General features: G+C 74.0%; 7 protein-coding genes. 3 read left to right on the top strand and 4 right to left on the bottom strand.

Annotated features, from left to right (window positions below; genetic code table 11):
• Positions 1 to 32: 32 nt before the first annotated feature.
• Together ACFWFR_RS15105 and ACFWFR_RS15100 are read right to left on the bottom strand one after the other, a co-directional pair.
• Entirely contained in the window at positions 33 to 968 is a 936-nt protein-coding gene (locus tag ACFWFR_RS15105) for a phosphate/phosphite/phosphonate ABC transporter substrate-binding protein (protein WP_377623498.1), read from the bottom strand.
• Positions 969 to 1,036: 68 nt separating this feature from the next.
• Positions 1,037 to 2,326, bottom strand: coding sequence for a TIGR03364 family FAD-dependent oxidoreductase (locus tag ACFWFR_RS15100; RefSeq protein WP_377623497.1), 1,290 nt, complete (start codon positions 2,324 to 2,326; stop codon positions 1,037 to 1,039).
• A 166-nt stretch (positions 2,327 to 2,492) separates the two neighbouring features.
• Here ACFWFR_RS15100 and ACFWFR_RS15095 point away from each other — a divergent pair, with 166 nt between their 5' ends.
• Both ACFWFR_RS15095 and ACFWFR_RS15090 read left to right on the top strand, forming a co-directional pair.
• Positions 2,493 to 3,497 (top strand): GntR family transcriptional regulator, encoded by a 1,005-nt coding sequence (locus tag ACFWFR_RS15095; protein ID WP_377623496.1) that lies wholly within the window; start codon positions 2,493 to 2,495, stop codon positions 3,495 to 3,497.
• Positions 3,494 to 4,288, top strand: coding sequence for a phosphonatase-like hydrolase (locus ACFWFR_RS15090; RefSeq protein ID WP_377623495.1), 795 nt, complete (start codon positions 3,494 to 3,496; stop codon positions 4,286 to 4,288). Before ACFWFR_RS15095 ends, ACFWFR_RS15090 begins: the two co-directional genes overlap by 4 nt.
• Before the next feature lie 179 nt (positions 4,289 to 4,467).
• Here the strand turns inward: ACFWFR_RS15090 and ACFWFR_RS15085 are convergent, their stop codons facing one another.
• Positions 4,468 to 4,932, bottom strand: coding sequence for a hypothetical protein (locus ACFWFR_RS15085; RefSeq protein WP_377615279.1), 465 nt, complete (start codon positions 4,930 to 4,932; stop codon positions 4,468 to 4,470).
• Positions 4,933 to 4,994: 62 nt separating this feature from the next.
• On the opposite strand from ACFWFR_RS15085, the gene ACFWFR_RS15080 reads away from it, so the two are divergent.
• A complete protein-coding gene (locus ACFWFR_RS15080) occupies positions 4,995 to 7,238 on the top strand; it encodes a prolyl oligopeptidase family serine peptidase (protein WP_377623494.1) in 2,244 nt (747 codons plus the stop codon).
• Positions 7,239 to 7,461: 223 nt separating this feature from the next.
• Here the strand turns inward: ACFWFR_RS15080 and ACFWFR_RS15075 are convergent, their stop codons facing one another.
• The gene (locus tag ACFWFR_RS15075) at positions 7,462 to 7,650 is read right to left on the bottom strand and encodes a hypothetical protein (RefSeq protein ID WP_191805102.1); all 189 of its coding nucleotides are present in this window, start codon (positions 7,648 to 7,650) and stop codon (positions 7,462 to 7,464) included.
• Positions 7,651 to 7,866: the final 216 nt, after the last annotated feature.

Below are 7,866 nucleotides of genomic sequence, written 5' to 3'. Positions count from 1 at the left end.
CCCGGGCGCCCCACCCGCACCGTCCCGAGGGATCAGACGTCGTCGGACGTCAGCTCGAGGGTCTTCGCGAGGTCGAACAGCGGCTTGTACGTGTCGACGTCGACCTCGACGAGCGGGCCCGCCGGGTCGACGTCGAGGAACGCGCCGATGGCCTCGACGTCGGCCGTGTCGAGCGTGAGGAGGGCGTCGCGCACGGCGTCCTTGAACTCCTGGCTCTGCGAGCCGGCGACCGTGATGGGGTCGTTCGGGATGGCGTCGGACTCCCAGATCTGGCGGTACCTCGAGGAGTCGAACGTGCCCTCGCGCTCGGCGGTCGCGAGCGTCTGCGAGTTGATCTGGGCCGCGTCGACCTGGCCGTTGGTCAGGGCGAGGAGAGCCTCGGGGTGGCCGCCCGCGTAGGTGATCTCGACGTCGGACTCGCTGAGACCGGCGTCGAGGATCGCGAACCGGGGCAGGGCGTCGCCCGAGGTGGAACCGGTCGAGCCCAGCGCGAGCGTGTGGCCCGGCAGGTCGTCGATGCTCTGGACGGGCGAGTCGACGGGGACCCAGATGCCCGCGGTGTAGCTCGAGAGCGTCCCGTCGGCGAGACCGAACGACGCGAGGGGCTCGGCGTCGGCACGCTCGCTCGCGAACACGAACCCGAGCGGGCCGAACTGGGCGAGCTCGAGCTTGCCGTTCTCCATGGCGAGGACCTCGGCCGAGTAGTCCTCGACGATCGTGAGGTCGACGGGGCAGTCGAGCTTCTCGGCGAGCGCGTCGGCGAGGTGCTGGTAGGCGGGCTCGAGCTTGGCAGGGTCCTCGTAGGGCTCGATGCCGAAGCGGATCGCGCCGTTCGGGCACGTCGCCGAGGCGGCGCCGTCGGCGCCGGTGCCCGCGTCTGCGGTGCCGGTCGAGCACGCGCTGAGCGTGCCGAGGAGCAGTGCGGCGGCGAGGACCGAGGTGGCCTGGCCGGTGCGGCTGCGGTGCATGTCTTCTCCTGGTGTGGGGGTTCGCGAGAGAGGCTGGTCTGGTCGGTGGAACGGGTGAGGCGGGTCCGTCAGAGGAAGCTGTCGAGCACGCGCGGGGCGAGCCCGAGCGCGGTGGTCATGCCGATGCCGGACGTGACCGACACGGCGCGCACGCCCGGCATGGGCGTGGCGTTGAGGAACGGCGCGGGTGCGGAGGCGTAGACGCCCTGCCAGCGCTCGCGGACCGTGAGGGGGCCCGTGCCAAAGAGCCGCGCGGCCTCGGTGAGCAGGAGCTCGTCGAGGGCCTCGGGGTGGAACGGCCCGGGCGTGGTCGCGTACGTGTGCGTGTCGCCGAGCGTGAGCGTCCCGTCGGGCCGCTGCGTGACCATGAGGTTCACCGCGGCGTCGATCAGGGCGGGGTGCTGGGCCGTGAGGCGCTCGCGGACCGCGGCGAGCGCGGGGGAGAGGCGGAAGCCGTTGTACCGGAGCATCGAGGTGCCCGTGAAGATCGCGGGGTCGATCTCGCGCGGCCCGCCGGCTGCGCCCGCCGGGGCGTCGACGCGCAGCATCTGGAGCGTGCAGCGCTGGATGCCCGCGGTGCGGGCCGTGTCGGGGAAGAACCGGTCCACGTCGTGCCCGACGGCGAGGATCACCTTGGTCGTCACGACGTCGCCCCGGGAGGTGCGCACGAGGGTCACGCCGCTGCCCGCCTCGAATCCCTGGACCGTGGTGGACCACGCGACGTGGGCACCACGCTGCTCGGCGTACCAGCGGGCGATCGCGGGGACGGCCTCGCGGGGGTCGACGCGGATGTCCTGGGGCAGGAACGCGCCGCCGAGGACCTCGTCGGGGTCGCCGGGGACGCGGTCGAGGACGGCGTCGCGGTCGAGCAGGCAGGCGTGGCCGTCGCGGACCTGGGCGAAGTCCTGGAGGACCTGCATCTCGTCGTCGGCGCGCGCGACCACGACGGTGCCGGACTCACGGAGCCAGAAGTCGGCCTCCTTGGCGAGCTGGATCCAGCGCTCGCGGGCCGTGAACGCGTAGGTGAGGGCCTCGCCGTCCTGCGCGGTGAAGCACCCGTGCCCGAAGTTGCGGACCGAGGCGCCGACCGCGCGGTCGTCGCGCTCGACCACGAGGACCGAGAGTCCTCGACCGACGGCCTCGACCGCGTGCGCGAGCCCGACGATGCCGGCCCCGACGACCACGAGGTCGACGCGGGCGGGGAGGTCGGGCCCGGAGCGGCTGGTCGTGCCGGGGTGGGTCGTCGGCCGGGCGGGCGACGGGACGGACGGGGAGCCCCCGGTGCGGGGGGCGGTGCGGGGGGCCGTGCCGGGTGTGCCCGTCGAGGCGGCCCGGGACGGCGATGGTGTGCTGCTCACGACACGGACACTGCCGTGCCGTCCGAGCCGCGATCAAGCGAATCCGGCACTTGTCCAGACAAGTTTTCGGAGTGTTCACCTGCGGTTGGCGCTCTGTGTGCCGGGTTCATTCGACCGTCACCCGTTTCTCGGTCCACCGTGGAACGGGCGCCTGTATGGTCAAGTCATGGCACCGTCCTCGTCGTCCCCGCATGCTGTCCCGCCACCCGGAGCGGGCGTCCCGTCCCGCCCGCCGCACGCGGCCACCGCACCCCACCCGCCCCACGGCCCGCTGCACCAGCACGTGCTGGGAGAGCTGCGCCGTCGGATCGTGTCCGGCACGTACGCGATCGGCGACTCGTTGCCCTCCGAGTCCGCGCTGTGCGCCGAGTTCTCGATCTCGCGCGGCACGGTCCGGCAGGCGCTCGGGACGCTGCGCAGCGAAGGGCTCATCGGCGGGGGGCAGGGGCGACCGCCGGTCGTGCGCTCGCGAGCGGTCCCGCAGCCCTTCGAGACCTTCCTGTCCTTCAGCCGCTGGGCCGCGGGGGTGGGGCGCGTGCCCGGTCAGCGGACCGTCGAGGTCGCGCGCCGCGGCGTGCACGGCGTCGCGGCCGACGCCCTGGGCCTCGAGGAGGGCACGCCCGTGGTCGAGGTCCTGCGCCTGCGCCTGCTCGACGGCGTCCCCGCGATGGTCGAGCGCGACACGTTCATCGAGCCCGTCGGGCGCCTCATCTTCGAGTTCGACCCGGACACGGGCTCGATCTACGACCACCTCATCTCACGCGGTGCGGACCTGCACGCGGCCCGGCACGTGATCGACGCGGTCGCGGCCGACGAGACCGACGCCGACCTCCTCGAGGTCGCAGCGGGCGCCCCGCTGCTGCGCGAGCGCCGCACCACGCGCAACGCCGCGGGCGTCCCGGTCGAGTACGCCGACGACCGCTACCTGCCCGAGCTCGCGGCCTTCACGATCGACAACACCCAGGACACGTCGCTCTCGATGGTCCGTTTCCCGACGGCGTCGGCCGCCGCCGCGTCGCTCGTGTCGCCCACGGCCGGGCTCGACCCTTTCACCGCTGGCACGGCTGGCACGGCCGGCCCAGCCGGCCCTGCTGGCACTGCCGGCACAGCCGAGAGCGCAGCCACCACAGGCCCCGCAGCCACCGACCCGAACCAGGAGCCCACCGCATGACCAGCACGACCAGTACCTCCACGACCAGCCCGGCCACGCCCGCCGCCCGCCGGCCCCTCGTGATCGAGCTCGTCGCGCTCGACATCGCGGGCACGACCGTCGAGGAGGGCGGCGCGGTCTACGAGGCGCTGCACGCGGCGGTCCTCGAGCACGGGAGCGGCGCGACGTCGTCGGACATCCAGCACTGGATGGGGGCCGAGAAGCGCGCGGCCATCACGGCCCTGCTCGCGATCGGCGCCAGCACCCCCGGCGCGCCGGGCGACGCTCCCGACGACGCGACGGTCGACGCCGCGTTCGCGCGCTTCACCGCGCTCCTCCAGGAGGCCTACCTGCTGAACCCGCCGACCCCGATCCCCGGCGCGCCGGAGGCCTTCGCGGCCCTGCGCGCCGCGGGGGTCAAGGTCGCGCTGACCACGGGCTTCACGCGCGAGGTGACCCAGGGGATCCTCGACGTGCTGGGCTGGACGGTCGCGGCCGGCGCCGAGCAGTGGCTCTCGCCCGAGGTCACGCTCGACGCCGTGACGTGCGCCGACGAGGTGCCGCTCGGACGTCCCGCGCCCTACATGATCCACCGCGACATGGAGCGCACGGGCGTGCTCGACGTCGCGCGCGTGCTCGCCGCGGGGGACACAGTGCTCGACCTGCGCGCGGGAGTCAACGCGCGGGCCGGGGCGGTCGTCGGGGTGCTCACGGGCAAGCTCGGCGCGGCGGACCTGGGGCGTGAGCGGCACGACTTCCTGCTCGACTCGGTCGCCGAGCTCCCCGGGCTGGTGGCGCGGCTCAACGCCTGACGCCGGCGCGGTTCCGGGTCCGGGGTCCTGCGTCGGGGGGCCCGCGTCGCGCCGAGCACGAGGTTGCGTTCGTTCTCACGCTGAGAACGACCACAACCTCGTGCTCGGCACCCGCAGGAGCCGCCGGCACCCGCAGCACCCGCCGGCACCCGCAGCACCCGCCGGACCCGCCGCACCCCTCAGCTGCGCGTCACGATCCAGCCGTCGCCCGTCCCGCGCGCGACGTGCAGCGTCGCGCTGCCGGGGCTCAGGACGCGGTTGGCGATCGAGAGGTCCTCGCTGCACACGTCGGCCTGGGCCAGGCGCAGGGTCGCGGTGTGCGCGACCTCGTTGTTGTTGACGAACACGAGGTAGCCCGTGCCGACGTCGACCGTGTTGGGGAGGTCGCCCGTGACCGGTCCGGCGTCGCTCCCGGCGGCCTCGGCGACCTCGGTCACATCGTCACCGGGGCAGACGATCACGGCCTTCTGCCAGTCGAAGTGGGTCGTGCTGATGAGGTCGAGCTCGCCGTCGGCACGGCCTGCGGCCTGGACCCCCGCGAGCACGGTCTCGTCGAGGTCCTGGGCGGGCTCGGACCCGCAGCCTGTCAGGAGCAGCCCGACGGCGGCGCACACGGTCAGGGCGGGGAGGGGAACCTTGGGCACGGCTCCAGTATGCGCCCGACACGGAGACGCACCTGGGCCCCCCGCCGTGATAGGACGGTGCAGTGACCACCGACTCCGCGAGCGCCCCCGACCAGCCGGGCGCCACCCCCTTCCACGACCTCGACGAGTACATCGCGATCCCCCGCACGGGCGGCCTCGTGATGTCCCCGGACGGCCGTCGGCTCGTGACGAGCGTGTCGACGCTCGACGCGAAGCGCACGGCGTACGTCTCGGCCCTGTGGGAGGTCGACCCCACCGGCGAGGCCCCGGCCCGTCGCCTGACCCGGAGCACCAAGGGTGAGTCCGGCGCGGCCTTCACGGCCGAGGGCGACCTGCTCTTCACGTCGGCCCGCCCCGACAGCGACGCCTCGGCGACCAGCGAGGGCGACCCGACCTCGGCCCTGTGGCTCCTGCCCGCGGCCGGCGGCGAGGCACGCGTCGTCGCGTCCGCCCCGGCCGGGGTCTCGGCCCCGCTCGTCGCGCGCAGCGCGCCCGTCCTCTCGCTCGCGGCCGACGTCCTGCCCAGCGCGCGCGACCTGGCCCACGACGCCGAGCTGCGCAAGACCCGCAAGGACAAGAAGGTCGCAGCGATCCTCCACACGGGGTACCCCGTGCGGTACTGGGACCACGACCTGGGGCCGTCCGAGCCGCACCGGTTCGTGGCCGACCTCTCGCACCTGACGGACGAGCCGGCGCGTCCGCTCCCGGCGCCCGCGGGCACCGACGGGGAGGACGCCACGCCCGAGCTCCCCGCGGGGCGCGTCGAGCTGCGCGACGTGACTCCCGCCGTCGGGCCCGCGCTGCGCGAGCACTCCGCGGACCTGTCCGCGGACGGGACCACGCTCGTCACGTCCTGGTCCGTGCCCGGGCCGGACGCCTCTCAGCGCTCGATCCTCGTGGCGGTCGACACCTCGACGGGCGAGCGTCGCACGCTCGTCGACGAGCCCGGCGCCGAGGCGTCCTCGCCCGTGATCTCGCCCGACGGCGCCTGGGTCGTGTTCGTCCGCGAGACCATCACGACGCCGCAGGCGGCGCCCGAGCAGAGCCTCGCCGTCGTGCCGCTGCGCCCGGGTGACGGCTCGGACGGCGACCCGAGCGACGGCGCGAACCACGGTCTGCGCTCGCTCGCCGCGAGCTGGGACCGGTGGCCCACGTCGGCGGCGTGGCTGCCCGACGGCTCGGGCCTGCTCGTCACGGCCGACGACGACGGGCGCGGCCCGGTCTTCCACGTCGCCTTCACGCCCGACGGCTCGGGCGAGGACGGTACGGTCTCCCGCCTGACCTCGGACGACGCGATGTTCACCGACGTCCGCGTCGCGCCCGACGCCTCGGCCGCCTACGCCCAGCGCGTGAGCTACCTCGAGCCCTCGCACCCCGTGCGGATCGAGCTCACGGACTTCCTCGCGGCCCCCGCGGGCGAGCGCACGCCCGTCGCGGCGACCGCGCTGCGCGGCCCGGTCGCGAGCCCCGACCTGCCCGGCACGCTGACCGAGATCGAGACCGCCGCGTCGGACGACGTGCGCGTCCGCGGCTGGCTCGCGCTGCCGCACGGTGCGAGCGCCGAGGACCCCGCGCCGCTGCTGCTGTGGATCCACGGCGGCCCTCTCGGCTCGTGGAACGCGTGGAGCTGGCGGTGGAACCCGTGGATCCTCGTGGCCCAGGGCTACGCGGTCCTGCTCCCGGACCCGGCGCTGTCCACGGGCTACGGCCAGGACTTCGTGCAGCGCGGCTGGGGCTCGTGGGGCGCGGCCCCGTACACCGACCTGCTCGCGATCACCGACGCGGCCGAGGCGCTGCCGGAGATCGACGAGACCCGCACGGCCGCGATGGGCGGGTCGTTCGGCGGGTACATGGCGAACTGGGTCGCCGGCCACACGGACCGGTTCAAGGCGATCGTCACGCACGCGAGCCTGTGGGCGCTGGACCAGTTCGGCCCGACGACGGACGCCGGCTACTACTGGCAGCGAGAGATGACCCCCGAGATGGCGTCCGAGCACTCGCCGCACCGGTTCGTCGCGGACATCGTGACGCCCATGCTCGTGATCCACGGCGACAAGGACTACCGCGTCCCGATCGGCGAGGGCCTGCGCCTCTGGTACGAGCTGCTGTCGGCGTCGGGCCTGCCCGCGGCCGCGGACGGGAGCACCGACCACCGCTTCCTGTACTTCCCCGACGAGAACCACTGGGTGCTCCAGCCGCAGCACTCGGTCGTCTGGTACCAGGTGGTGCAGGCGTTCCTCGCGGAGCGCGTGCTGGGCGTGGCCCCGGGCGAGGGCGCGGCGGAGCTCCCGACGACGCTGGGCTGACCGAGGTCCGACCCCCCGCGGGGTCGGACTGAGCTGTTCCGCCCGTGCGGGGAGGCGCGGTCGCCGTGCGGGAGGCGCGAGGTAGAACGTGGTGCGCGAGGTAGTGCGTATCGCGTTCTACCTCGCGCACTGCGTTCTACCTCGGCGGGAGTTCGCCCGGGTAGCACGCCCCCACGGGTGAAGGCCCGACAGCGTCACGTGCCGGGCGTGGGCGACCCGTGCGCTAGTGCGACATCCTCCGGTGCGGTGGGAGGTGCCGGTCGTGCGCGGCTCGGACCATCTCGACGATCATGAACACGATGATCGAGGCGATCAGCACGATCCCGAAGAGCAGGAACCAGTTGGCGGGGCCCGACCCCGTCGGGACGTAGATCGCAGCATCGACGTTGCTGGCGAGCATGAGGCCGGACATGTCGACTCCTCCCTGACCGGGGAGCTCCGGGGCGGAACCCCTTCCTCCCAGGATGCACCCGGACGCCGGGGTCGCACCCGGTGAGACCGACTTCCGGGGGCTGAGCATCCTGGGCACGGCCCTGAGGTGAGGTCCGGGCGCCGGGCCCTGTCGAGAACGAGGTCTGCCGAGAACGAGGTCTGCCGAGAACGAGGTTGTGGTCGTGATGGAGCCCAT

It is taken from the genome of Oerskovia sp. NPDC060287 (genome assembly GCF_042726775.1).
In the GTDB taxonomy this organism is placed as follows: Bacteria; Actinomycetota; Actinomycetes; order Actinomycetales; family Cellulomonadaceae; genus Oerskovia; species Oerskovia merdavium.
The sequence above is the reverse complement of the archived record's forward strand: the minus strand, read 5'-3'. Positions and strand labels throughout refer to the sequence as shown.

What these genes read in the sequence shown, in the direction of transcription:
- ACFWFR_RS15105 (WP_377623498.1), bottom strand. Translation starts at nt 968, where the DNA reads ATGCACCGCAGCCGCACCGGCCAGGCCACCTCGGTCCTCGCCGCCGCA.
- ACFWFR_RS15095 (WP_377623496.1), top strand. Translation starts at nt 2,493, where the DNA reads ATGGCACCGTCCTCGTCGTCCCCGCATGCTGTCCCGCCACCCGGAGCG.
- ACFWFR_RS15090 (WP_377623495.1), top strand. Translation starts at nt 3,494, where the DNA reads ATGACCAGCACGACCAGTACCTCCACGACCAGCCCGGCCACGCCCGCC.
- ACFWFR_RS15075 (WP_191805102.1), bottom strand. Translation starts at nt 7,650, where the DNA reads ATGTCCGGCCTCATGCTCGCCAGCAACGTCGATGCTGCGATCTACGTC.